The following is a 1,298-nucleotide window of genomic DNA, read 5'->3' on the forward strand; positions in this document are numbered from 1 at the left end:
CCACAAAACCCTTGTAGGAGTGAGCCTGCTCGCGAAAGCGGATTGCCAGCCAACATCGTTGTCGCCTGACTTGCCGCTATCGCGAGCAGGCTCACTCCTACAGTTGTGTTTTTTGCAGGGCTTTGAAGAGTTCGCTGTCCGCCAGACGCTGCGCATCGGCCACTTTGCCGGCGGTCGATAAGCCTTTAAACACTTCCGATTGGACGAATACGCCCTCAAATGAGATCGTCGCGCCCTGCACCTTTGGTGCGCGGTACGCATCTGCGTCAATACTCCACCCAGAAATCCCATCGAGCAGGTGCCGTCGTGGACATCAAACAACTCAAATTCCTGATCGCACTGGACGAAACCCGTCACTTCGGTCAGGCCGCCGCCCGCTGCCACATCACTCAGCCGACCCTGTCGATGCGCCTGCGCAATCTCGAAGAGGAGCTGGATCTGGTACTGGTCAATCGTGGGCAGCGCTTTGAGGGGTTTACTGAGGCGGGCGAGCGCGTACTGGCCTGGGCCCGCACCTTGCTGGCGGCGCATGATGGTTTGTTCGCCGAAGCGGCGGCCTGTCGCGGGCAACTGGTCGGCAGTTTGCGCCTGGGTCTGGTGCCGCTGAGCAGCTTCAATCCGGTCGATTATATTCAGGGATTGTCGGGGTCTTATCCCGAGTTGAAGTTCAGCCTGTCCTCGCTCAGCTCCGACGAGATCATCGCCAGTCTGGGCAACAATCAGCTGGACTTGGGCGTGTGCTATCTCGATCACGTCAATCCGGCCTATTTCGAGTTTTTCGAGATCGGTCAAACCCGCGTCGGATTGCTCTACGACAACCGGCATTTCCAGTTCGAAGGCACTCAGATGAGTTGGGAAGAAGCCGCGCAATTGCCGCTGGGCATGATCACCACCGGCATGCATTACCGCAAATCCATCGACCTGAGTTTTCGCAGTCGCGGCTTGAGTCCGCAGCCGATCATGGAGAGTGATTCGACCTATCAGTTGTTACAGGCGATTCACCAGGGTTTCTGTTGCGCGATCATGCCGCTGGACAGCGGAATGGAGGAGCCGATTGAACATCTGTCGTTCATGACCCTGCCGGACGCCAGCGTGCTCGCACCGTTGGGGATGGTGATGCGCAAGACCGAACCGCGCTCGGCGATTGCTGAAAAGTGTTTTGCTGAAGCGCGGAAGATGCTTGAGGGCTGATGTGCACATCTGACCCAAGGCCAAATACAAAACCTGTGGTGAGGGGATTTATCCCCGATGGACTGCGCAGCAGGCCCAGATTTTTTGGGGCTGCTGCGCAACCCGTC

1 protein-coding gene and 1 pseudogene are annotated in these 1,298 nt (G+C 57.8%); both read left to right on the plus strand.

Features of this window, described 5'->3' with window-relative positions:
* Positions 1–181 (plus strand): annotated as a pseudogene (locus QMX93_RS30700) (hypothetical protein); the annotation flags it as partial.
* A gap of 125 nt (positions 182–306) precedes the next feature.
* Positions 307–1,191 (plus strand): LysR family transcriptional regulator, encoded by an 885-nt coding sequence (locus tag QMX93_RS30705; protein WP_053121111.1) that lies wholly within the window; start codon positions 307–309, stop codon positions 1,189–1,191.
* Positions 1,192–1,298 lie beyond the last annotated feature (107 nt).

The sequence above is a fragment of the Pseudomonas sp. PS01303 genome, assembly GCF_029959385.1.
In the GTDB taxonomy this organism is placed as follows: Bacteria; Pseudomonadota; Gammaproteobacteria; order Pseudomonadales; family Pseudomonadaceae; genus Aquipseudomonas; species Aquipseudomonas rustica.